Origin of the sequence: Candidatus Aquiluna sp. UB-MaderosW2red (genome assembly GCF_900100865.1) — a bacterium.
In the GTDB taxonomy this organism is placed as follows: Bacteria; Actinomycetota; Actinomycetes; order Actinomycetales; family Microbacteriaceae; genus Aquiluna.
Genome location: NZ_LT627734.1, coordinates 986059 through 1009512 on the forward strand (window position 1 = coordinate 986059; position 23454 = coordinate 1009512).

A 23454-nucleotide genomic window follows, 5' to 3' on the forward strand; every position below is an offset into this window, starting at 1 on the left:
TTTTTAGAAAAGCGTCGGCCAGAATTCCCAGAACTGGATTACTGCCAAGGTGGCTATCACTAGATAGCTCAGGATTGTTATTACCCAGGCCCACTCGAAGATGACCTTTCCAAGCCGCATAAATTTCTGGCCCAAAAAACCTTGACTGAGGTTAAAGCCGAGGATCGACCAAAATAATGGGATGGTCGCAGTCCAAGCAACCATGCAGTAGATGCAAAGTGCGCCGATTACATAAGCGCTTTGGGTGAATAGCCAAATCACAAAGCCAAGGGCTAATAGGTGGCCCAATAGCAAGCCGTTCCAGAACCACCCCTTGTATTTTGCGCCAGCAAGAATCCCAAAACCAACAACAACTGGAACCGCAAATGCAGCAATGCCAATCAGGGGGTTTGGAAAGCCCAGGAGTGCCGCTTGTTCGCTGAGCATGACTGATTTACAGCTTATAAATGGCGAGATGTCGCACGAGGTCGAAGCACTCGGGTCAGCGGCCACTTTTAGTCGTTCTAGAGTCAGCCCGAAGCTAGCAATCCAGCCAAGAATGCCAAAGCCGATTAGGGCAAAAGGAAACACCATCTGAGAATTATCGCATTTTGGTAACGACCGTGGCATACTTTAGGAAGATGCGACCACATTCGCGTCAAAAGATTTTTCGGGCATAGATGCCGTCAAGTAAAGAATTCGATTCAGGTTGCGGCTTGAATCACGACAATAGGCCCCCGGGTTGTGGACCGAGGAGCCGTGAAGGCACAAGTGGCTAAGAAAACACCAGAGCCAGTAAAACCGCTGGCAATGCAACTTTTATTTCAGGCACCAGATCTCCCAACTCCGAAGGTCAACCCTAGAAGCGGGCTGCTGGAAGTCGATGAGGTATCTAGGGCACCCCAACAGTCAACTCGTGAGCGGCCTGAGCGTGAGCGGCCTGAGCGTGAGCGGCCTGAGCGTGAGCGGCCTGAGCGAGAGCGGCCCGTGCGAGAGAAGCCGGTCCGTGAGAAAGCCAAGCCGGAGAGTGAGTCTGAAAAAGACAAAGAGTCCGGGTCTACCAGACTGGATGCTAAGCGCTCAAGAAGACGAGACTCCAGGGACTCTGGTCGTCGCAGGTCATCTGTCACTGAATCCGAGTTTCTGGCGCGTCGCGAATCTGTGGATCGCCAAATGGTGGTCCGTGAAAAAGACGACCGCGTTCAAATTGGAGTTCTAGAAGACGGCATGATGGTCGAGCATTACATCGCCGAGAGCCAGGGCGGTTCGCTAATTGGAAACGTCTATTTGGGCAAGGTCCAGAATGTTTTGCCCTCGATGGAAGCTGCTTTTGTGGACATCGGTCGTGGTAGAAATGCCGTTTTGTATTCCGGCGAGGTGGACTGGGAGGCGGCTGAGACTGGAAACCAACCAAGAAGAATCGAGTTGGCCCTCAAGTCTGGCGATCAGGTTTTGGTCCAGGTAACAAAAGACCCCATTGGCCAAAAAGGAGCCAGGCTCACATCTCAAGTTTCACTTCCCGGTCGCTTCTTGGTTTATGTTCCAGGCGGCAACATGTCTGGAATTTCCCGCAAGCTTCCCGAGGGGGAGCGCCAAAGACTCAAGCAGATTTTGAAGAACACTCTTGAAGAGGACGCGGGAGTAATTGTCCGAACCGCTGCCGAAGGTGCCTCCGAAGAGCAGTTGATTCACGATGTTGAGCGCCTGAAGGCGCAGTGGGAGAGCATTAACCAAAAGGTGCAAAAAGGCAAAGCACCTCTGGCTCTTCACAGCGAGCCAGACCTCTTGGTAAAGATCATCAGAGATGTCTTCAACGAAGATTTCCAAAAGCTCGTGGTTTCCGGCGAGTCTTCGATGGAAACCATCAAGGACTACCTCGAATCGGTGGCCCCAGAATTGGTGGAGCGATTAGAAAGCTATTCCAATGAGGAAGATATCTTCGATAACTACCGAATCGGTGATCAAATTGTCAAGGCCCTAGATCGCAAGGTCTACCTGCCATCGGGAGGCTCTTTGGTAATTGATCGCACCGAGGCAATGACCGTGGTGGATGTGAATACCGGAAAATTTATTGGTTCCGGCGGAAATCTTGAGGAGACAGTCACTAAAAATAACCTGGAGGCTGCCGAAGAACTAGTGCGACAGCTGAGATTGCGAGATGTCGGCGGGATAATCGTGGTCGATTTCATCGACATGATTCAAGAATCGAATCAGGAGATGGTTCGTCGCAGGTTGCTGGAGTGCTTGAGTCGCGATCGAACCAAGAATCAAGTTGGTGAGGTCACGTCCTTAGGACTTATTCAGATCACCCGCAAGAAGATCGGTGTCGGTCTGCTAGAGAGCTTCAGCGAATCTTGTGAGTGCTGTGCGGGTCGAGGAGTCGTGGTTCACGATGAGCCGCGATTCAAAATGCCCGAGAATACCAGTCGCCAGAAGACCCAAAAGAAAAGGGATAAGCCGGAGGTAGTCAAAAAGGTTGTCACCCAGGAACAAGCTGATGCCTTCAAGTTCGTGGCTAGCCAAATCGCGTCTGCCTCCAAGCATGAGGAAGCTCCTGCAGTGGAGGCCGAGAAGGCCCCCGAGGGTAAAACCGAGATTCTAAATTTGGTGCTGGATTCACTTCCAGAGCCGGTTGAAAAACCAAAGCCAAAAAGGCGCAGGGCAACCTCGCAGGTTCAGTCCACCGCATCCCAAGATCCAGTGGAAAAATAGCGCGTTTTGTGGTTGACCGCGGCCTAGTTAGTTACTAGACTTTGACGCTGTTGCCCATGGCTTAGTGCTTAGGTAAAAACACTTCCAAGAAGATAGGTTTACACGTGGTTTACGCAGTTGTTCGTGCTGGCGGTCGCCAGGAAAAGGTTGAGGTTGGCACTATTGTCACCATGAACCGCATTGCCCAATCAACCGGCACCATCGAGCTTCCAGCCGTGTTGCTGGTCGACGGTGCAAAGATCACCACCGACGCTAGCGCGCTGGCTAAGGTGAAGGTTGTCGCCGAGGTGCTTGAGCAGCTTCGCGGTCCAAAAATTATTATTCAGAAGTACAAGAACAAGACCGGGTACAAGAAAAAGCAGGGCCACCGCCAGGACTTGACCCGTGTCCAGGTCACCGAGATCAAGTAGGTAGGTAGAAATGGCATCCAAAAAGGGAGTTAGCTCCACTCGCAACGGCCGCGATTCAAACGCGCAGCGTCTTGGTGTAAAGCGCCACGATGGTCAGGTTGTGAGCGCCGGTGAGATTATTGTTCGTCAGCGCGGTACCCACTTTCACCCGGGTGTAAATGTTGGCCGAGGCAAGGACGACACACTATTCGCCCTAGCTGCAGGCGCAGTTGCCTTCGGAGCCAAGGCTGGCCGCCGAGTTGTAAATATCGTTACCCAGTAACAGTTTTTACTGATCAAGGCGGGCCATTGGGTCCGCCTTTTTCTTTATAAGGAGTAAAAATGGTCACTTTCGTAGATCAAGTGACGCTGCACCTAACCGCAGGTAATGGCGGAGACGGCTGCACATCGATAAAGCGGGAGAAGTTTAAGCCACTGGCAGGTCCGGACGGGGCAAATGGCGGCGATGGCGGCTCAATTACGTTAGTGACAGATCCGAACACCACAACATTGCTTGACTTCCACCACCGCCCCCACAGGAGTGCTCCTTCTGGCGGTTCGGGCGCGGGGGACTTCCGCAACGGAGCTCGTGGTGGCGATTTAGTTCTAGAGGTGCCCATCGGTACTGTGGTAAAGACTCCTCAGGGCAAGGTGATTGCCGATCTCAAAGAAGCGGGCATGGAGCTTCTGGTCGCTGAGGGCGGTCAGGGTGGGTTGGGAAATGCGGCCCTAGCGAATCAAAAACGTATCGCGCCAGCTTTTCACTTGCTGGGGGTCCCGGGCTGGGGCGGCGACATTGTCCTTGAGCTCAAGACGGTCGCGGATGTCGCCCTGGTCGGCTTTCCATCAGCTGGTAAGTCCTCTCTAGTTGCCGCAATGAGCGCTGCGAAGCCCAAGATTGCCGATTACCCTTTCACAACTTTGCACCCCAACCTCGGTGTGGTTCAGGCTGCTCAAATGCGCTACACCATTGCCGATGTCCCGGGCTTGATCGAGGGCGCGAGTCAGGGCAAGGGCCTCGGTCTCGAGTTTTTGAGGCATGTCGAGCGCTGCAGTGCTTTGTTGCACGTTATTGATTGCGCCACCATGGATCCGGGCCGAGACCCAATCAGTGACCTTGATGTTATTTTGGCTGAGCTTGATGCCTACCAGGTTCCAGAGGGCCAGACCCCTTTGACAAAGCGGCCACAAATGATTGCTCTAAATAAGGCAGATGTCCCAGACGCTTTGGAGTTGGCGGAGTTTGTAAAAGAATCATTTGAGGCTCGCGGTTATCGTGTGTTCATAATTTCCGCGGCAAGCCACAAGGGTTTGAAGGAGTTGAATTTCGCGTTAGCAGAAATTGTGACCAAGGAGCGCAAGGCCAATCTTCCTGAAAGCCAAAAACGCATCTCGCTCCTGCCGCAAAAAAAGGAAGAGTCGAGCTTCGTCATACGCAACGAACAAATTGGCGGCGAAGATGTTTTCCGCATTATTGGATCAAAGCCGGAGCGCTGGGTTGCCCAGACCGCTTTTAATAATCAGGATGCGATCGGATATCTGGCGGAGCGCCTGCAAAAACTTGGCGTTGAGGACCAGCTATATAAGCAAGGCGCCAAGCGCGGTTCGACGGTAATTATCGGTGAGGCTAACGGTGTTGTGTTCGACTGGGATCCATTGGTGGCCTCTGTAGCCGAGCTGGTAGATGGCTCCACCACCATCGATGATTCTCGCAGAACCAACGAGCAGCGCAGAATGAAGTACCACGAGATGATGGATGAGCGCGCGCGTGGTCGAGCCGAGCGAGAAGCGGTCCGCGAGGCTAGCGTCTTCAACGAAGATTCAGTGTGATGCTGGCAAATCGGCGTGTTTTGAGCGCAAAAAGAATTGTGATAAAGGTGGGCTCAAGTTCTATCACCGGTGGCAATGAACATAATTTAGACAAGATTGTGGATTTTGCCGTTGAGCTTTTGGGGTTGGATCGGGAAGTGATTTTAGTTTCATCGGGAGCCATCGCTACCGCCGCACCTCTAATTGGCCTGACAGCTAAAGCCGAAGACCTGCCGACGTCACAGGCTCTAGCCAGTATCGGTCAGGCCAGACTTATGGGTCGCTATGAGAGAAGTCTTTCGAGGCATGACAAGATTCCGGGTCAACTACTTTTGACAGTGGATAACCTGACCGAAGAGGTCACAAGCTCAAATGCCCTAAGGGCTCTTGAGCGATTAATTGAAATTGGCGTTTTACCGATTATTAACGAAAACGACAGTGTTGCTACTCAAGAGATTCGATTTGGTGACAACGATCAATTAGCGGCAAGGGTTTCGATTCTGGCTAAAGCCGACCTTTTGATTTTGTTGAGTGATGTGGATTCGCTCTACACCAAGCCCCCAACAGAACCCGGCGCCGAGCGCATCGCTTTGGTTAAATTTGGAGAAGACCTTAGCGGCATTGAGGTTTCGGGAACTTCCACGGGTTATGGAACCGGCGGGGCTCTGACAAAGCTAGCCGCAGCGAAAACTGCAACAGCCGCGGGAATCTCGGTGTTATTAACCGAAACCGATAATGTAACCAAGCTTTCGAATAGTGACTGCAACCATACATATTTCGAACCAGCTAGCTAGGATTTTTTTTATGACCGTTTCCGAGATTTTGCAAAACGCAAAGCTTGCAACAAAGAGCTTGGCCGGAGCCAGCACTGATCAGAAAAATCTTGCCCTAGAAAATATCGCCAAACTGCTTGAACGCAATGCGCCAAAAATCATGAGCGCCAACCTTTTAGATTTGGAGAGGGCTAAGGCGGATGGAACCGCCGAGGGGCTTATCGATCGCTTGAGGCTCGATGAATCGAGAATTTTCGGTTTGGCAGCTGCGATTCGCGAGATTATCGGACTGCCAGATCCAATCGGCGAAAATGTCTCAGGTAAGACCTTGCCTAATGGCCTAAAACTTCAGCAGATTCGCGTTCCATTTGGCGTGATTGGTGTCATATACGAAGCGCGGCCGAATGTGACGATTGACATCTCGGCACTGGCCATTAAAAGCGGGAACTGCGTTGTATTAAGGGGCGGATCCGCAGCCAGTAACAGTAATGCCGTGCTGGTTGAACTACTGCAAGAGGGCCTAGTGGAAGCCGGCTTGAATCCATCAGCCGCTCAGACCGTTGATCCTTTTGGTCGCGATGGCGCCCTGCAGATGATGCAGGCGCGGGGGCTTATTGATGTATTGATTCCAAGGGGGAGTGCCGGCCTGATCAAAACCGTGGTCGAGGAGTCAAAGGTGCCAGTGATTGAGACTGGCGACGGCGTAGTCCACATGTTTCTCGATGATTCGGCAAACCTCGAGATGAGCCTCGCTCTAGCGTTGAACTCAAAAACCCAGCGACCTTCGGTTTGTAATGCTCTGGAGACTCTTTTGATTCATGAAGCAGCTGCCCCCAGGCTGCTTCCTAAAATCGGCCAGGAGCTAATGGCCGTGGGGGTAAAGATTCACGGTTGCGAAAAGACGGTGTCGTTAGTGCCCGGAGCACTGCCGGCAACCGAGGAATCCTGGGGGACCGAGTACTTGTCTCTGGAGATCTCGGTTCGGGTAGTCAAGGATTTGAATCAGGCACTAGAGCACATTGCAAAGTATTCGACCAAGCACACCGAATCCATCGTTACCGAATCCCTTTTAAACGCTCAGCGTTTTTTGGATGAGGTGGATTCCGCAGTCGTGATGGTGAATGCGGCAACCCGCTTCACCGATGGTGGCGAGTTCGGCTTCGGCGCCGAGGTCGGCATCTCCACTCAAAAATTGCACGCTCGGGGACCAATGGGCCTTCGCGAACTGACCAGCACCAAATGGCTGATTCGTGGTTCTGGTCAGGCGCGCAAGTAGACTAACCAAAGATAAATCTAAGGAGCAAGATTGATATCACTTTTAGCGGCCGAAGTAGTGAACCCACTTCCAGTCCCTGGAATCATGTTCGGCGTGCTCGCCTTTGGAATTTTTGCCCTAATGGGTGCCATTACCTGGTCATATCGTGATTTAGCAAATCGTAATTCACACAAGAGCAGCGGCACCGGGGCTCAGCACTAAGTCCCTATGGCAACCATAAGACCGCGCATTGGCGTGATGGGTGGAACATTCGACCCCATCCACAACGGTCACTTGGTCGCAGCCAGCGAAGTAGCAAACGCTTTTCAGTTGGACGAAGTTATCTTTGTGCCAACCGGTCTTCCCTGGCACAAAAAAACCGTCAGCAGTGCGGAACATCGCTATCTAATGACGGTTATCGCGACCGCGGCAAACCCAAACTTCACCGTGAGTCGAGTTGATTTAGACAGACCCGGTATTACATATACCGTGGATACTTTGATAGATATTTCGGCTGCACATCCGGATGCAGACCTGTTCTTCATCTCCGGATCTGACGCTATTGCTCAGATTTTGGCTTGGAAGCAAATAGATAAAGTTTGGTCTTTAGCTCACTTTGTCGCGGTTACCAGGCCGGGCCACACCCTCGAATTGCCAGATGCCCCGGGTGCGCAGATGTCAGTTTTAGAAGTGCCCGCAATGGCAATATCTTCCACAGCTGTCCGAGAGCGATCAAATACCGGTAAGCCAATTTGGTATCTCGTCCCGGACGGAGTCGTGCAATACATCGGCAAGCACGGCCTCTATGGCGGTGCAAAGTGACAGAGCTACCCACCAGAAGGCAGTTGCGTGAAGCCGAAAAAAATGGCCACGCTGTCACTCGGATGGCTCCGAATAGCACTGGGGTCGAGCCCGAGTCGATAAGTCTCTATGATCATGATGACCCGAACGAGTCTTCTAATTCGGCTGAGGTTGAACCTGAAATCTTCGTCTCTCGAAAAGAACGGCGTGAGGCTGAAGCTCGGGGAGAGGTAATCGCCGATGCCACGGCCAATTCTATCCCCGGCCTAAAGCCGGTTGAGGTTAACCAGGATGCGTTGTCCGATGAGCTTTCAGATGTTCAGATTCCCGAAGTCGAAATCCCCAGCATTGATTTCAAGGGCACCAACTTATTTTCCGAGCCGAGCACTCAGTCAATTGTCTTAGATGTAGCCCCCGAAGCGATATCGCTTCCAATTGAGACCGGCGAGATCACAATCACAGGCTCCATCTTGGTGTTAACTGACACGGCATCCAACACAATCACTGACTCGCTGGATGGAATGGCTCTGGATAACGCTGATCGCCAGGATGCGGTGACTGGAATAATTTCAATTGTGGAGCCAATCAGTGCTCTTGAATTGATTAGTGTTCGGCTAGATGTTGGAGTCGTTCCGCAGGCAGTATTGCGCAAGGGGTGGTGGCGCAAATGGGCGTTAGCGTTCCTGGCGCTCGGTATGGTAATTGCCGCATTAATTGCCACCATCACAATCATGAACATCGTATAAAGGACACTTTTTGCCAACCAGTAAAGAAACCATTGAACTTGCCAAGGCGGCAGCCGTTGCAGCTAGAGACAAGTTGGGTGAGAACCTAGTCGCGCTAGATGTCTCTGAGCCTTTCGTTTTGGCCGAAATATTCCTAATGGTCTCGGCGGATAATGAGACTCAGGTGCAGGCGATTGCCTCGAATGTCGAGGACGAGCTTTTCAAGCTCGGTGTCAAAACAAAGGCTCGTGAGGGCAGGGCAGCGGGTCGTTGGATACTGATTGATTTTGGGGATCTTATTGTGCACGTCATGCATCAAGAAGAGCGTGAGTTCTATGGTCTTGAAAGACTCTGGTTGGATTGCCCGGTTGTGCCATTGGGCAATTAAATGTGTAGACTGCTCTAGTTCAAGGGCCTGTGGCGCAGCTGGTAGCGCACCTGCATGGCATGCAGGGGGTCAGGGGTTCAAATCCCCTCAGGTCCACAAAAAAATCTCCGATTATTCGGGGATTTTCTTGTTTAAGTCTGTCTTTGGGGCAGATAAATAGCTGACTCAAAGGCGATTGGGATAGCTGTAAATGTTCTTATCTTCTTGATATCATGATTTGTTTTTTTTATCTAATGTCTCGGTATTGTCAGCGATTTTTCAGTGATTTCGCTTAGGATTTGGGAAGTTTATCAAACATCTCGAAAGGGTTCCCCTTGGCTATTTCGCACAACCCGGTATTCAACCGAAGTCTTCAGACCGGCCTGGTAGCTGCTAATAACAGCCAGCTCAAGGTTGATCAAGAGTTCGATGCAATGACCCAGCGCCCAATGACCATGGAGGGCACCGCGTCCAAGGTATTTATCTTGTTCGCAGCCTTACTTGCGGGTGCTGGCACGACCTGGTTCTTTGAGCTTTACAGCCTGGCATTTCCTGCAATGTTTGTTGGTCTGGGCCTGGGGCTATGGGCGACATTTTCTCGTAAGGTCCGACCCGGAGTAATGGGTGCATACGCACTGGCTCAAGGTGTCTTTATCGGTGGCTTTAGCGGGATGCTAGAGAGTCTTTATCCAGGCATCGTTCAAACTGCAGTGATTGGAACTTTGGCAACTGCGGGAGCAATGTTTGCCGCCTACCGTTTTGGTTGGGTGAAGGTAGACGCCAAGTTCACTCGTTTTATGATGTTCGCGCTAATTGGATACATGACATTTGCAGTTGTGAACCTGGGATTCTCTCTGATTGCCGGTGTTAGCGTCTACTCCTCACCATTTGGTTGGGTAATTGCCCTTTTGGGTGTTGGGCTGGCGGCTTTCACTCTAAACCTCGACTTTGAGCAGATCACCCAGGGTGTTGCTCAGAAATGGCCAGAGCAGATGGAATGGCGTGCCGCTTTCGGGCTCACCGTGACCCTAATCTGGCTCTACGTTGAGATTCTTCGCCTGCTGTCAATTTTCAACCAGAATTAGCTTGCTTTACGCTGCCACTCAATCCACAACTGCCTGAGATCGAACGCGTTTTCAGCCAGGACAGAGACCCCTCGCACTCCGGTGCGGCGGGTCTTTCCTGATATTAGAAGTAATCGATTATTGAATAAGAGCGGGCTGCAGTGTTTTTGAGCTTCATCAAAAAAGGTGGCATCAGCGCAGCCCGTGCCATCGTCGAGACTAATGAAGACCACTCGCTTGCCACTTCGCATCGGGGGAGACTGGGTCGCTATTCTCACGCCAGCTATCAAGACTTCGGTGTTACCCCTTAGCAAGGCCAGTTCCGATGCCTTAGTAACCCCCATTTCATCAAGCATCTGTGTGAATTGACTCAGCTCGTGATCAGAGATGTCCATCCCGGTTATCTTGATCTCTTGTTCGAGCTGCTGAGCTTTGCTGGTTTGACTGAACCCGGTTGGCAACTGATCAATCGCCTTGAGGTCAAATTCGAGTTGAGCTAAATCTCTTTTGGGAGCGGGCTTTGCGCTGAGCTGCCTGATGCGAACCATTAGATCGCCCCTTGTGTGTTCGGCATCTTCGGATAGCGATACTCCAGCCAGAGTGTCCAGGGCTCCAATTAGGCCAAGGCGCTGCAGGGTTCTTCTTGAAGGTCTTGCTCTGATGTAAAAATCGGGTAGATCCTCAAAGGGTTGGTGGGCTTGAATTCGTTGAACTTCGGGTGCGGAAATGCCGGATATCTCGGTAATCGCCATTCTGATTCCAATACCTTTGTCGTCTAATTCACAGCGGTACTCGTTGGTCGATTTATTGACATCGATCGGAAGAATCCTAACCCCGAGTCTTCTGGCCTCGGCCAGCAATAAGCGCTTGGGGTACATCCCCGGATCATGAGTGAGTAATCCCGATATGAACTCGGTTGGGAAATGAGTCTTTAGCCAGGCCGATTGGTAGGTAGGAACAGCAAATGCCGCACCGTGAGCCTTGCAGAACCCAAAGGAACCAAAACCTTCAAGAATGCTCCATATGCGTTCAATTACTTTGGGTTGGTAACCCCTGGCGGAAGCCGACTTTTTGAAGTAATTTGCGATTGTTTTAGCCTTTTGCTCCTTGCCCAGCATTCGACGCATCTCATCGGCTCGGGCAAGGGTGCAGCCGGTCATAACCTGCATGATGCGCATTAGCTGTTCGTGAAAGATCACTACCCCGTAGCTTTCTTCAAGGATTGGCCGAAGGTCCTTATGAATGTAGTCGGGCTGAATAAAACCGTGTCTGCCATCTAGGTAGGGGGCAATCATATTGCCCTTCATTGGCCCCGGTCGAAACAGCGAAATTTGCATAGTCAGATCGTTGAACTTGGTCGGTTGATGCTTCCCGGTGAGCTCTCGCTGACCGGGACTCTCAATCTGAAAAATACCCAGGGTGTTTGTAGTGCGAATTAGCTTGAAGGTTTCCGGGTCCGCCTTATCTACTAAATCTAGGTCGAGAGTTTGGTTTTTTACTCGAGCTATCTCAGAAATCGTGTAGGCCATCGCGGATTGCATTCGGACCCCCAAAACGTCTAGTTTCAAAAAGCCCATCGGGTCCATATCGTCTTTATCAAACTGGCTCATTGGAAGACCCATACCGCTTGGCTCGGTTGGGGTCAAAGAGAGGAGCTGGTTGTTTCCGAGTATCACTCCGCAGGGGTGCATAGAAATGTGTCTCGGTAGTCGATCCAAGCGTTGAGTGATATCCACCAAAAGGTTTAGTTTGCGATCCTCTTCGGCGAGTCTTGCAAACTCGGCTAGTTCGGGCTTATTTTGCATTTCTTTCCGAAAATTTCTTGCTGAAAAACGCCAGATATTTTTCGCTATATCATCTATTTGATCTTCCTCTAAACCAAGCGCTAGGCCGGAATCTCTGACTGCCCCTCTGCCTCGATAGGTGGACTGCATAGATAAAAGCGTTACTCGCTCACCGCCATAACGACGAAAGATATTCCGGTAGATATCGTGCCTTCTGGCTGATTCAACATCGATATCAATATCCGGCAGTGTGCTTCTTTCGGTTGATAAGAATCGCTCAAACAGCAACCCCTCACTAATCGGATCAACCCCGCTGATTCCCAAAAGGTAGTTCACCAAGGATCCTGCCCCAGAACCCCGGGCGGCTATGCGGATATTCATATCCCGAATCATCTGAGCCACATCACTCACGGTCAAAAAATAGGTTGCAAAGCCAAGCTGATTTATGGCAATCAACTCTTTTGATAAACGGTGTTGAATTTGAGCCAGTTCAGCCGCCTTGGCTCCCGAGTAGCGCCAATTTATGGCGGCATGAGATTTTTGCCAAAGCACTTCAAAGGGATTATCGGTTATCCCAAGAGCTGATTGTTCGGGAGTCTTGGGTTTACCCCAACCGCAATCGGAGGCGGGGTCCAATCGAGCGCGGTCGGCTAGTTTTTCTGTTTCCGCCAGTAGGAGCATGGATCTTTTTGGATCTTCGGTTATCTCCAAAGCAAGCTGAGCCATCATGGCTGCGGGCTTGAGCCAGGCCTGAGCATTTGGCTGCGGAGTAAATATGCCTAATGGCTCTAAAAGCCTTGCAGAATCTAATACATCGGCGGTGAGGGCATCATCTGGTTCCAAATAGCGCACCGCGTTTGTTAGAACCGCGGGGATTGCGAATGCTTGAGCCAAACTCAGCGCCTTGCGGGCGTGCTGAGTGGAATTTTTTGTACCGGGCTCAGTCAAGTGGTTGGTTATTTCTATCGCAAACCCACCGCGCGGTAGCGCACTTTGCCATTGAGCTAAAAGCTCCTTGGCGGTTTTAGGGCTTGTTATTAAGGCTTTTAATAATGCCGACTCGCTGCCAAGCAAAACGGTGCAGTTCGGATTATCCGGATTTATCAGCTCGGCTAGTTCAGCAAGCTCAATGGAAATTTCTTTACTTTTTTTGTTTCGGTGGTGAGCCTTTGAGACGATTCGGCAAAGCGCACCCCAGCCCTTCCCGGCATTTTTACCATGGGCAAGGATTACCACCCTGCCGTGGCCCAGGACTTGTAGGCTCACCCCAATAATTGGCGTGATACCGGAGCTCAGGCAGGCTCCAATGTGCTTGATTGCCCCGTAGAGGCCGTTTCTGTCCGTTATTGCAAGAGAGTCAAAACCCATTGCCTTGGCTGCCACAACCATTACCTCAGGTCTTGTGACCCCGTAGTGGTTGGAGAATGCTGAGCTGACATTTAGGTGGGTAAAGCTCATCTATGACCCAAGCCGGCTGATTTCCCAGCTGTTATTTATTCGATCGTGTTTTAGTTCAAAAAAGATACTGCCTTCTGCGCTGGCGGCCCAGAGTCGCCACATCTCGATTTCTAACACCGCAACCCCGGCACCCTTGGGTACGCCCTTAGCCTGATCCCACCAAAGAGTTCTTGAATACCAGCGCACCGGTCTTGAATTCACGAGGTACTGATTTGAGCGCCAATCAAAAGATACGGGTGCGCCATCAAAATCAACCAGCACCGCACCGAGTCGCTCGCCAAGCATTTCCCCAACCATCTTTCGCTATTCGAACATTTGTTCGATTTAGGAAAGTGTATGCCTAGAGTCTCACATTTTCAAAGTGAGTTTTTAGATCGCCTCGATATTCCTTGCGGTGTTTTCGGAGACACTGCCGAGCGCCCTATTTACCTTGTGGTAACTAAGATTTTGAGCGACCAAATCAGACTCTTCGCTAAGGGCATCAAGCAATTCCTGAGAGGTTTCATAATCTGGGGCTAGCCAGGCGGAGATGTTCTCGGGGGAGAGCATGACTGGACTGCGATCATGGATGAAGCTCAGGTTCGGAGCGGAATCTTTGCTGAAAATAGCTGTGGTCAATTGCCAGCGCGTAGGGTCTGTTGCAAGCTTGGAGGGGTCTCTCCACCACCAATAAATGCCAGCAAAAGCCAACATTGACTCTTCGGGGTATATGTAGAAAGGCTCTTTAGTGTCGCCCACGCTTTGCCATTCGAAATAACCGCTTGCTGGCACAGCACAGCGCTTAATCAAAGCCGCCTCTTTGAAGCTTGGTTTTTCTAACACCGTTTCAATGCGCGCGTTAAATAAGGGTGCTCCGGAGATTTCCTTGGCCCAAGACGGGACTAGGCCCCAGCGTGCCGAGTGTATTTCCCTGGATGGCAAGCCATCAATTTCCCGCTCAATAATGATCGGCACCTGCGTGCTCGGAGCTATGTTGTAGCTTCTAAAATCCTGGGACTGGTTAAACTCATCTACCTCAAAGGCCTCTGCGATAAACCCAAGGTCTTTAGCAATTACGAATCTTCCACACATCTCTAAACCTCTTTATGGGCGTAGTTATTGAGTAATTTCTTTCCGATAAAAACCAAAAGCATAAACAGCAAAATAATGCCGATTCCAACAAAAGACGCAACCCTGAGATTACCTGAAAGTTGATCAAAGCTCGCTCTGGCCAAATAGCCCACACCGACATACATCGCGGCCCAAATCGTGCAAGCCGCAAAGGTCCAGCTAATAAAGGTTTTATAAGGCATTTTGGTCATGCCGGCCACCGCTGGGACTACGGAGTGTAAAACCGGCAGAAACCTAGAAATAAAGACTGCAACCCCACCGCGCTTGGCCACCAACTTATCGGCCATAACCCAGTTTTTCTCGCCTATTTTTCGGCCCAGCTTGCTGTGGCGAAGCTTTGGACCAAAAAATCTTCCAATGAAAAATCCTATGGTTTCACCAATCAAGGATCCGATTAAGACGGCCATCAAAAGGAATGCGAAATCCCCCCAATCAAGCACCATCGTGGAGGCGAGGATAACCACGGTGTCTCCGGGCATGACTAAACCAAGAAAAATTGATGTCTCCAGCATGATGGCAAAACCAGCAATCAAGTTGCGCCAAATCGGTGGTGCCTGGGTGACGGCATCAATAAGAGAACTAAAAAACTCAATCACCCCGAAATACTCTCACGAGTAACTGGGAATGATTGATGAAAGCGAAAAGCAAAACTACTCAAAAATCTGCCTGGAGAACAATGGCAGAAGCAGGGCCCAATAAGAAATTGCCTGCAGGTCGGGAAAAAACGACTTGATTCGGAAAGTTGAATCCTGCGGCTTTAAAAGCAAAACAGTTTTCAGAAATTCTCCAAATAAGTGGAGCGCCTATTTGGCTGAGCTGAAAAATCAGTTTTTTATCGAACCCGAAAGTAATTCGAGCCGTTTTCTAAAAGGAGCCAAAAACCGATGCTGGCCAAGATTAATATCGCCCCAGTTTGTCACCCCTCGAATTCCCTGCAGGGCGCTAAGGCTCCAAACTTCCAAATCTTCAAGTTCATTTGGCTTCGCGGCACGAGTGGCGGTCTGATAACCGCCCTGGCGAGCGAGTTCGAAGACCAGCTCTCTTGTGATTGATGGAAGCCAATTCGTCGAATCATCAGGACCAACCAGAACATCACCCTCCCACCACAGAATCGCGCTGAGGGCACCGTCAGCTATGTAACCCTCCTCACTTAAAAGCACCGCCTCATCCGCGCCTCGAAGATTGGCTAGCCTGCGAAACTTTTGACAAAGAGACAGATCGGGCCCTTTTACAAAGGGTTGCTCTCGAGTGTCTTGGGCTTGGTGGGTATAAAGCGAACAGGTCTTTGTTCGAATAGGCGCCTCTCTCATTCTGAGAAATAACCTTTGGCCAGGTAGCTGAGCCTCGCGATATTCGATTCTTGGAAACCAGTCCCCACCTAGCGGAGTTAACTCTTTTACTTGGCTAAGGAATTCTGGCATTTGCTGTTGGCTGATTGGGTCAGAAATTGAGCCACTGAAGCGTTTTGCGTGTCTATCGAAGGCTCGCACCATCCCGTTACTTACCAACCAGCTGTCCGCCACCGATAATGGGTCACTGAGGGCGTGATTGAACTTCACCAATTCACCATTTAGGTATTGGTAGAACTCACCCGATACGCTCATCATCTCAAGGATACGAGGCTAGAAAGGAGTCAAATGCCATTGCACTATCAAAAGCTCAATGGGTTTAGCTCAATTACAGATACCTTTACCTCCTTATTTGGCAACCTGACTAACTGTTTTTGGTTGGACCGGGAGACTCATTTGACCAGTCGCTTCAGCGTTATCGGGTCGGGCGTGCCGACGGATTCGGCAAACACGACAGCAATTATTGAAATCGAACAGGACTTGCCATTCGATTTTCGACCTCACCTATTGGGAGTTCTGCATTATGCCGAGGAGCTAGCTGGCGAACTCAAGGGGGATTTTCTTCAGGTGGACCGAGCTGTGGTTTTTGATCACGACAACCGGGTGATGTTTTTTCTCGGACGCTTTGATTCCCGAGAGGATTTTGATAATTGGTATCACGCAGCTTTGTTGCGCATGGCAATCATTGGCGGTGAGGGGCTCAATTATCAATTAGCAAATGACCCAGCAAGCTGTTTTGAGCTCACCGCCAAGACTTCAAAAGACTCTTATCTTGAAAAAATATCTACAGCTCAGGGTCATATTGCTAGCGGTGAGGTCTATCAGCTTTGCCTCACCACAAGACTCGAGGGAGACTATTCGGGTGACCCGCTCTCTTATTTTCTGAGGCTTAGAAAAACTAATCCAGCCCCCTACAGCAGCTTTTTAAGAATCGGCCAGCTCAGCTATGTGAGCATTTCTCCCGAACGGTTTTTAGAGGTCTCGGGAAATACCGCCCTCAGTTCGCCCATTAAAGGAACCCGGGCTCGCTCTCTGGATGAGGCCGAGGATGAAGCCCTGAAGCTTGAGCTTTCGACCAACCCAAAAGAGCGCGCTGAAAACTTGATGATTGTGGATTTGATTAGAAACGATCTTTCTGTCGCATGTGAGCCGGCAAGCATTTGCGTGAGCGGCCTATTCGAAGTTCAAAGCTATTCGACTGTCCACCAGCTGGTCTCCGATGTTTCTGGAGAGTTACTTTTGGGTTTGAGCGGGTTTGATGTTCTTCGAGCCCTGTTCCCAGGCGGCTCAATGACCGGCGCCCCAAAATTACGAGCAATTGACCTAATTGGTCAGCTGGAGGACTCGCCAAGGGCTGGATACTCGGGCGGGATTGGCTGGATTGGGCGGGATGGTGCAATGGACCTGGGCATGGTAATTAGGACGGCCATCTTTAGAGACGGTCGAGTGTCAATCGGGATTGGCGGAGGCATAACCTCAGATTCGATACCAGAATTGGAGCATCAAGAGATTCAATTGAAGGCCCAAGCGCTCTCAAGAGCGCTTGGAGCAAGATTGCATTGGTAATCTAGGGGCTTCAGGAACTAAAGGTATGACTTGCGCGCAGAATATAACTTTGAAGACATCCAGAATCAGTGGCTTCCCATTTGGGATGAGCAGAAGCCATTTGATTCATCAAAGCCCGGGGATCAAAGACCACGCAAGTATGTTTTGGACATGTTCCCATACCCCTCGGGCGACCTACACATGGGTCACGCTGAGGCTTACGCACTGGGAGATGTAATTTCGCGGTACTGGGTTCAGCGCGGCTATAACGTCATGCATCCGATTGGCTGGGACGCCTTTGGTTTGCCGGCCGAAAATGCCGCAATCAAACGCGGCTTGGATCCAAGGGATTGGACCTACGAGAACATCGCGCAGCAAAAAGCTTCAATGCGCCGTTACGCGTGCAGCTTCGATTGGGATCGAGTACTAGAGACCTGCGACCCGCTTTATTACCGTTGGAACCAGTGGTTGTTTTTGGAGTTTTATAAGCGCGGTCTTGCCTACCGCAAAAACTCAAACGTGAACTGGTGCCCGAGCTGTCAGACGGTTTTGGCAAACGAGCAGGTGGTGCAGGGGCTTTGCGAGCGTTGTGATTCGCAGGTCACCAAGAAGGCTTTGACCCAGTGGTACTTCAAAGTTACCGATTACGCCGACCGGCTATTGGATGATTTGGATGGCCTTGAGGGTAATTGGCCCTCCAAGGTTTTGAGCATGCAGCGAAATTGGATAGGCAGATCCCACGGAGCCAATGTTGATTTTGAGATAGAAGGTAGAGCCGAAAAGGTTAGCGTGTTCACCACTCGCCCGGACACTTTATATGGAGCAACCTTTATGGTTGCGGCGGTCGATAGCGCTCTGGCTCAAGAGCTGGTGTCTGAAACTTCCGAAGAAACCCAAGCACAATTCAATACCTACCTCGACTCAGTGAAAAAAGTGAATGACATAGACCGGTTAGCAACCGATCGACCCAAATCCGGCATGGATATCGGCCGGTTCGCCGTGAACCCACTCAATGGGGAAAGAATCCCGATTTGGGTTTCAGATTACGTGCTGGCCGACTATGGGACCGGATCGATAATGGCGGTTCCCGCTCACGATCAGCGTGACCTTGACTTTGCTAGAGCAATGAACCTGCCGGTTCGAACCGTCATCGCTACCGGTGAAGCTGATCCAGTGGACAGCGGCATAGCCACCACCGGTGATGGCACTCTAGTTAATTCTGGTGAGCTCAACGGGCTCGATAAAGCAGACGCAATCGCGCGGGCAATTGAAATTATCACCGAGAAGAACTTGGGCCAAAAGGCTAAGAATTTTAGACTTCGTGACTGGTTAATTTCCCGGCAGAGATACTGGGGAACTCCGATTCCGATTATCCACTGCGAAGCTTGCGGGGAAGTTCCGGTTCCTCAGGATCAATTACCGGTGGAATTGCCGTCAACCAAAGGTCTGGATTTGGCCCCGAAGGGCAGTTCCCCGCTCGGTGCGGCAAGCGATTGGGTTAATGTTCCTTGCCCAAAGTGTCAAGGTCCCGCCCGTCGTGACTCTGACACGATGGACACTTTTGTGGATAGCTCATGGTATTTTTTGAGGTTTTTAAATCCGAAGAGCACGACCGAAGCCTTCAGTTCTGAAGAGGCAAAAAAGTGGGCGCCAGTTGATCAATATGTCGGTGGTGTGACTCACGCCATCTTGCACCTGCTTTATTCAAGATTCTTCACAAAGGTTTTGAAGGACATGGGGCTAATTGAGTTTGACGAGCCATTTACCAAGCTTTTGAATCAGGGCATGGTCTTAATGAACGGTTCGGCAATGTCAAAAAGCCGCGGCAACATAGTTCGCTTGAGCGAGCAGTTGGACATTCACGGCGTGGACGCCGTTCGATTGACCATGGCCTTCGCGGGCCCGCCGGAAGATGATATCGACTGGGCAGATGTTTCCCCAGCGGCCTCCTCTAAGTTCCTGGCCAGGGCTTGGCGAATCGCCAAGGATGTTAGCTCTGAAGTGGGGGTCGAAGCATCCACTGGAGACGCGGAGTTGCGAAGGGTAACCCACAGCTTCCTGGTTGGTTTTGGCGAGGCCATTGAGGGCTTCAAGTTCAATGTAGGTGTCGCAAGAGCCATGGAATTGACCAATGCTCTTCGCAAGGCTATCGACTCGGGTGTTGGGCCTAGCGACCCTGCGGTTCGCGAAGGTGCCGAGGAGCTCGCTAAGGCATTGAGCCTTTTTGCTCCCTACGCGGCTGAGGATATGTGGGCGATTCTGGGTCACAGCCAAGTGGCCCTTGCCGAGTTCAAGACGGCAGATGAGTCTTTATTGGTGCAAGAAACCATCACGGCCATAGCCCAGGTAGATGGCAAGTTGCGAGATAAGTTCGAGGTCTCGGTAAACATCACCGAAACCGAGCTCAAGGATCTTGCAATGAGTTCTGAACTAGTGCGGCGAGCTATTGGGGATAGGGAGCTTGCGAATGTCATTATTCGAGCTCCGAAACTTGTCAACATCGCCACCAAATAGTTAGTTTTCAACCAATCCAGTTTTTGGGCATTTCCAAGACTTTGTATTTAGTCAACTTGTGCCATGGCTCAGATTATTCAGTGGTTTCAAGCTCTGTCGCAACTATCACGTAAAAAGTTCATCGCTGCCACCGTAGCAATCGGCTTAGTGGCCGGGTTCTTTTTTTCGCAAGGTCAAATGCAAGATTCTGCGAGCGTGTTGGCACCGGATGCCCTGGAGATTTCGAGCGGCTCGCTTTTTATTCACGTTGTTGGCGAGGTTGCCAAACCCGGGCTGTACGAACTTAAATTTGGTGCCAGAGTGGAAGAGGCGATTGAGCTTGCCGGTGGCTTTAGTGCAGACGCGGTCGCATCGAGTGTCAATCTGGCAAGAATGCTTTCGGATGGGGAGCAAGTTGTTGTGCTCTCCCAATCACAGTTGAGCGCTGCACCCGGAGAAGGTGGCTTTATTTCATTAAACACCGCGTCTCAGTTGCAGCTCGAGGAACTGCCGGGAGTCGGTCCCGCACTTGCTGGTCGAATCATTGCCTATCGAGATGAAATCGGGTCGTTCTCCGAAGTCTCACAACTGCGAGAGGTGAGTGGAATTGGTTCCAAGGTTTTTGCGGCAATAAGCGAGAAGCTCACGTTGTGATTATTGCTTTTGCTGCAGCTTTATGGCTTGGGTTGTGGGCCTTTGCACCACCCGGTGAGCGCTCAATGATCAAGGAAAGTTATCCCGATATTCAAATTGTTGAAAGCCTTCGAGCCGCGTTTTTGAATTTTTCCCAAGGGGTCACACCAGACTCCAAGGCCCTGGTTGCAGGATTAGCAATCGGCGAGCGTGACCTGCTTTCGGATGAAATGACTCAGCAAATGAAGACGCTTTCGCTGACTCACCTGGTTGCTGTTTCGGGGGCGAATTTAGCGATAGTTATGGGGGCAGTCTTTTTATTGGCTGGGCTTTTCGGGGTCAGGCGCAACCTGAGGTTTCTGATCGCTATTGCGGCCATGGTTGGCTATGTATTGATTGTGGGCCCAGAGTCCAGTGTGCTGCGGGCGGCGACGATGGCAATGTTTGTCATGACTGGAATTTGGATTGGGAGAGGCACGAACCCAATGGTTTCGCTCTCCTGGGCGATTATCTTTTTGTTGACCATAGATCCCGGCTTGGCGGTGGACTACGGGTTTGGTCTGTCTGCTTTAGCGACCGCGGGTCTGGTCTGGTTGGCGGTTCCCATCTATAAGTATCTTTCGAAACATGTTCCAAAGTGGCTCGCACTGGGCATCGCGGCCTCGTTTTCGGCACAGCTTTTCACGATGCCGATTCTGATCATGTTGCAGCCGTCCATTCCTATTTACTCGGTTTTGGCAAATCTTTTAGTCGAACCGGTAGTTGCGCCGGTCACTATTTTGGGCATCATTGCGGTGGTCTCTGCGATGTCATTCCCGCCTCTTACCTGGGGGCTTTCTCTTTTGGCGTCCATCGGCACCTGGTGGATTACTTTGGTGGCGGATACCGTTTCGGGTTTTCCTTTGGCGCGGATGCACTTTGTCTCTGGTCCCATTGCGGTCGTGCTATTGACTCTTATCGCTTTGCTCACCGGCCTTGTCATTACTCGGTCGGATTCTAGGAAGCTCTTCGGTTCGTTGCTGAGCGTAGTTTTGGCGGTTAGCGCCGGGTGGTCGCTAACCGATCTTGCCAGGGCCAATACCTTCGCTGGAAATTGGAGTGTTCTGCAGTGTGATGTGGGTCAGGGTGACGCGCTGCTAATTAAGTCAAAAGGCGCAGTTGCTCTAATTGACGTCGGAAAGGATCCGAGTTTGATTGCCAAATGTCTAAATACTCAGAGAGTCACTCGGATTGATTTGCTGGTGCTGACTCACTATGACGCGGACCACGTGGCCGGGATCACGGGACTCCGTGGAATTCAAATCGGTCAGGCGCTACTGTCTGGCTTTAGAGACGATAGACCCCTGGTGGCAACAGTGGCTAAGGTACTGGAATCGGCCGAAAATGTCTCGATTGGCCACCGTGGCCTTACGGGAGTGCTCGGTGATTTTAACTTCACTATTTTGGCCCCGTCTTTTGATGCATCAGAGGCCTCGGACAGCAATGATGCTTCCGTGGTGATCAGTTTTAGATCCGAGACTCTGGGTGTTTTAGCCCTGGGGGACTTGGGGGAGGCGGGTCAGTCAAGACTTATGAGGCAAATGGCTGGCGAGTTGGCGCTTCTTAGAGACCAGTCGCTTATCGTGAAGGTTGCTCACCACGGTTCCTCAGATCAGTCTCGTGAGCTCTATGAATTTTTAGAGCCCGAAGTCATGTTGTATTCGGTTGGTAAAAATGATTATGGCCATCCAACCGATCGCGCATTGCGAATAGCAAGCTCAATTGGGGCTCTGATACTCCGAACTGACAAGCAAGGTTCAATTGCACTTCGTAATCAAGACTCAGAACTCAGTTATCACCAAAGCGGTAAACTCACGACGTGATTGTTGCGAAAACCGTTTACTGGAATCAGGTGAAACCTGCACCACTTACTCTTATCACCGGCACTGAGTCATATTTAGCTTCGAGGGCGCAGCGCAGTATCAAGCAGCAACTCTTAGCTGAATACCCAAACCTCGAGGTTGCAGAAATACAGGAGGGTGAATATTCTCCCGGACTTCTTTTTACAATTGCAGCCCCTTCGCTATTTGCCGAGCCAAGACTTGTCCTGATTCACGGGGCAGCGGACGGGTTGCTTGCGGAACTTGAGGCCGTTGTGAAAGAGCCAATTCAGGATTGCTATGTTGTCGTTAGACTACCGAACGCAATCGGCCATAACGGGAAGATAAAAACCGCTTTAGCCAAAAGCTGCTTGGTTGTGGCCTGCGATGAAATCAAAAGGGATGCTGAGCGTCAAGAATTTGTGCTTGGAGAGTTTGCAGGCTCGGGGGTAAAAATCGAGCCCGCCGCAGTCAAGGCTTTGCTGGGGGCATTCGCATCAGATCTTGGCGAACTCGGTGCGGCTTGCAATCAGCTCGCCTTTATGGGTAAGCCAGTTATAACGGTATTAGATGTGGAAAACACTTTTGAGGGACGTCTAGAGACCAACGCGTTCAAGATCGCAGACGCGGCTCTTGCCGGAAACGCGGCGGAGGCAATTCGACTTTTTCGCCACGGCTCTGCCACTGGCATCGATTCTGTAGCCTTGACCGCCGCTCTTGCAATGCGCATAAGGCAGCTAGCGAGACTCTTCAATGATCGAAACGCGTCTCCAGCAGCTCTTGGCATGCAGCCATGGCAACTCGATAAGGCTCGTCGCGAGCTTTCAAGCTTCCGAGAGCCGGAACTTATTGATTTGGTTTTATTGGTTGCCCAGACTGATGCCGACGTCAAGGGCGCAGCCAGAGACCCCGAGTACTCGATAGAGAAGCTTTTATTGGCGATGGCAAGAAGAGTCTGAGTTTAGAGTCAAAGTTTTCGGCATAAAAAAACCGGGCCGAAGCCCGGATTTTTTTGAACTTTCTTAGAGAGCAGCTGCTTTTTTCGCGATAGCACTCTTACGGTTAGCAGCCTGGTTTTTGTGGATAATCCCCTTGGCAACTGCCTTGTCAATCTTCCGGCTTGCTAAAGCAAGCGCCGCCTTCGCTGCTACGGCGTCTCCAGAAGCGGTAGCTTCTTTGGTGGCGCGGATTGCAGTTTTCACTTCGGAACGAACTGCTTTGTTGCGCTCCTCGGCTTTTAGGTTAGTTCCGATGCGCTTGATGTTGGACTTGATGTTTGCCATGGTTCACTTTCTTTGGCGAAAAATTTTCAGGGCTAATTACCCCTATAACAAAGCCAAACTCTAGCA

Annotated in this window: 23 protein-coding genes and 1 tRNA gene; 17 read left to right on the forward strand and 7 right to left on the reverse strand. The window is 50.9% G+C overall.

Translation table 11 applies throughout. The annotated features are described in order from the left end of the window. Positions 1–3: 3 nt before the first annotated feature. Entirely contained in the window at positions 4–573 is a 570-nt protein-coding gene (locus tag BLP47_RS05070) for a vitamin K epoxide reductase family protein (RefSeq protein WP_091851046.1), read from the reverse strand. Between the two features lie 216 nt (positions 574–789). Here BLP47_RS05070 and BLP47_RS05075 point away from each other — a divergent pair, with 216 nt between their 5' ends. The 12 genes from BLP47_RS05075 to BLP47_RS05125 all read left to right on the forward strand — a co-directional run bounded on the left by BLP47_RS05075 (position 790) and on the right by BLP47_RS05125 (position 9895). Next, positions 790–2691, forward strand: coding sequence for an Rne/Rng family ribonuclease (locus BLP47_RS05075; RefSeq protein ID WP_091852962.1), 1902 nt, complete (start codon positions 790–792; stop codon positions 2689–2691). A 104-nt stretch (positions 2692–2795) separates the two neighbouring features. After that, a complete protein-coding gene (rplU, locus tag BLP47_RS05080) occupies positions 2796–3101 on the forward strand; it encodes a 50S ribosomal protein L21 (protein WP_091851050.1) in 306 nt (101 codons plus the stop codon). Between the two features lie 10 nt (positions 3102–3111). Next, positions 3112–3363 (forward strand): 50S ribosomal protein L27, encoded by a 252-nt coding sequence (gene rpmA, locus BLP47_RS05085; protein ID WP_091851053.1) that lies wholly within the window; start codon positions 3112–3114, stop codon positions 3361–3363. Positions 3364–3422: 59 nt separating this feature from the next. Beyond that, entirely contained in the window at positions 3423–4910 is a 1488-nt protein-coding gene (gene obgE / locus BLP47_RS05090) for a GTPase ObgE (RefSeq protein WP_091851055.1), read from the forward strand. Further along, positions 4910–5683 carry a glutamate 5-kinase gene (gene proB / locus BLP47_RS05095; RefSeq protein WP_091851058.1) on the forward strand — a complete coding sequence of 258 codons (774 nt, stop codon included), beginning with the start codon at positions 4910–4912 and terminating at the stop codon, positions 5681–5683. The genes obgE and proB overlap by 1 nt, the downstream gene beginning before the upstream one ends. A gap of 10 nt (positions 5684–5693) precedes the next feature. After that, the gene (locus BLP47_RS05100) at positions 5694–6938 is read left to right on the forward strand and encodes a glutamate-5-semialdehyde dehydrogenase (RefSeq protein WP_091851061.1); all 1245 of its coding nucleotides are present in this window, start codon (positions 5694–5696) and stop codon (positions 6936–6938) included. Positions 6939–6968: 30 nt separating this feature from the next. Beyond that, positions 6969–7139, forward strand: a complete 171-nt coding sequence (locus tag BLP47_RS08470; protein ID WP_157671516.1) for a hypothetical protein — start codon at positions 6969–6971, stop codon at positions 7137–7139. A gap of 6 nt (positions 7140–7145) precedes the next feature. Continuing rightward, positions 7146–7739, forward strand: coding sequence for a nicotinate-nucleotide adenylyltransferase (nadD, locus tag BLP47_RS05105; protein ID WP_091851064.1), 594 nt, complete (start codon positions 7146–7148; stop codon positions 7737–7739). Then, positions 7736–8464, forward strand: coding sequence for a hypothetical protein (locus tag BLP47_RS05110; RefSeq protein ID WP_091851066.1), 729 nt, complete (start codon positions 7736–7738; stop codon positions 8462–8464). Before nadD ends, BLP47_RS05110 begins: the two co-directional genes overlap by 4 nt. 10 nt (positions 8465–8474) lie before the next feature. Then, on the forward strand, positions 8475–8831 hold the full coding sequence (gene rsfS / locus BLP47_RS05115; protein WP_091851069.1) for a ribosome silencing factor: 357 nt from the start codon (positions 8475–8477) through the stop codon (positions 8829–8831). 23 nt (positions 8832–8854) lie between these two features. After that, a tRNA-Ala gene (locus tag BLP47_RS05120) sits at positions 8855–8927 on the forward strand. Positions 8928–9145: 218 nt separating this feature from the next. After that, on the forward strand, positions 9146–9895 hold the full coding sequence (locus tag BLP47_RS05125; protein ID WP_157671518.1) for a Bax inhibitor-1/YccA family protein: 750 nt from the start codon (positions 9146–9148) through the stop codon (positions 9893–9895). Here BLP47_RS05125 and BLP47_RS05130 read toward each other — a convergent pair. The 5 genes from BLP47_RS05130 to BLP47_RS05150 all read right to left on the reverse strand — a co-directional run bounded on the left by BLP47_RS05130 (position 9892) and on the right by BLP47_RS05150 (position 15830). Then, positions 9892–13116, reverse strand: a complete 3225-nt coding sequence (locus BLP47_RS05130) for a DNA polymerase III subunit alpha (protein WP_091851075.1) — start codon at positions 13114–13116, stop codon at positions 9892–9894. The two genes, BLP47_RS05125 and BLP47_RS05130, sit on opposite strands and share 4 nt — an antisense overlap. Beyond that, positions 13117–13401, reverse strand: a complete 285-nt coding sequence (locus BLP47_RS05135; RefSeq protein WP_157671520.1) for a hypothetical protein — start codon at positions 13399–13401, stop codon at positions 13117–13119. 84 nt (positions 13402–13485) lie between these two features. After that, positions 13486–14187, reverse strand: coding sequence for an SOS response-associated peptidase (locus BLP47_RS05140; protein ID WP_091851080.1), 702 nt, complete (start codon positions 14185–14187; stop codon positions 13486–13488). A 2-nt stretch (positions 14188–14189) separates the two neighbouring features. Next, a complete protein-coding gene (locus BLP47_RS05145) occupies positions 14190–14822 on the reverse strand; it encodes a DedA family protein (protein ID WP_249883278.1) in 633 nt (210 codons plus the stop codon). Between the two features lie 228 nt (positions 14823–15050). Beyond that, entirely contained in the window at positions 15051–15830 is a 780-nt protein-coding gene (locus tag BLP47_RS05150; RefSeq protein WP_157671521.1) for an aminotransferase class IV, read from the reverse strand. Between the two features lie 33 nt (positions 15831–15863). On the opposite strand from BLP47_RS05150, the gene BLP47_RS05155 reads away from it, so the two are divergent. The 5 genes from BLP47_RS05155 (at position 15864) to holA (ending at position 23064) form a co-directional block, all read left to right on the forward strand. Next, complete coding sequence (locus BLP47_RS05155; RefSeq protein WP_091851086.1) at positions 15864–17141, forward strand: anthranilate synthase component I family protein; 1278 nt, start codon at positions 15864–15866, stop codon at positions 17139–17141. Between the two features lie 30 nt (positions 17142–17171). Beyond that, on the forward strand, positions 17172–19634 hold the full coding sequence (leuS, locus tag BLP47_RS05160; protein ID WP_091851089.1) for a leucine--tRNA ligase: 2463 nt from the start codon (positions 17172–17174) through the stop codon (positions 19632–19634). Positions 19635–19697: 63 nt separating this feature from the next. Next, positions 19698–20267: a ComEA family DNA-binding protein gene (locus BLP47_RS05165; protein WP_249883280.1), complete on the forward strand. Its 570-nt coding sequence runs from the start codon at positions 19698–19700 to the stop codon at positions 20265–20267. Then, positions 20264–22108 (forward strand): ComEC/Rec2 family competence protein, encoded by a 1845-nt coding sequence (locus tag BLP47_RS05170; RefSeq protein WP_091851092.1) that lies wholly within the window; start codon positions 20264–20266, stop codon positions 22106–22108. The genes BLP47_RS05165 and BLP47_RS05170 overlap by 4 nt, the downstream gene beginning before the upstream one ends. Then, positions 22105–23064: a DNA polymerase III subunit delta gene (holA, locus tag BLP47_RS05175; protein WP_091851095.1), complete on the forward strand. Its 960-nt coding sequence runs from the start codon at positions 22105–22107 to the stop codon at positions 23062–23064. The genes BLP47_RS05170 and holA overlap by 4 nt, the downstream gene beginning before the upstream one ends. A gap of 63 nt (positions 23065–23127) precedes the next feature. Here the strand turns inward: holA and rpsT are convergent, their stop codons facing one another. Further along, positions 23128–23388, reverse strand: a complete 261-nt coding sequence (rpsT, locus tag BLP47_RS05180; protein ID WP_091851098.1) for a 30S ribosomal protein S20 — start codon at positions 23386–23388, stop codon at positions 23128–23130. Positions 23389–23454 lie beyond the last annotated feature (66 nt).